Origin of the sequence: Corynebacterium sp. HMSC061H03, from assembly GCF_001838215.1 — a bacterium.
GTDB lineage: Bacteria > Actinomycetota > Actinomycetes > Mycobacteriales > Mycobacteriaceae > Corynebacterium > Corynebacterium jeikeium_D.
This window is the reverse complement of record NZ_KV836080.1, coordinates 35,830-36,212: the sequence shown is the minus strand read 5'-3', so window position 1 is coordinate 36,212 and position 383 is coordinate 35,830. Positions and strand designations below refer to the sequence as shown.

1 pseudogene is annotated in these 383 nt (G+C 58.2%); it reads right to left on the bottom strand.

Annotated elements, in window-relative coordinates:
* Window positions 1-293 (bottom strand): annotated as a pseudogene (locus HMPREF2787_RS11285) (IS30 family transposase); the annotation flags it as partial.
* Window positions 294-383 lie beyond the last annotated feature (90 nt).

Sequence of the window (383 nt, the reverse complement as noted above, 5' to 3'; positions counted from 1 at the left end):
GCGATACGCCGGTGCGAATGCCCTGCCCGCAGATACTGGGCAATGACTAAGCGTTCCGCCAGCCCTAGCCGCTGACCAGTGCCAACACGAGATACATCACCGGGCGTTATCCGGCTGCGGGTATTCATAGTGGTTAAACTAGCCCGCCGGTTATACACCGTGGATGTGCACACCCCGGCCTGCGCAGCAATCTGGGCAACACTATATGTGCCGGCCATAAGCATCTCGTAGATCACGCGATGCTTATGCATCATCGAGACCTTCGGGCAGTGCGACTGGTGCTGAATCTTCAATCCGGCTTGTCGCGCCCACCGGCTGACAGTTGGTTGGGGTATCCCTAATTCACGTCCAACCGCGCTTGCTGATGCCCCATTGGCGATGTG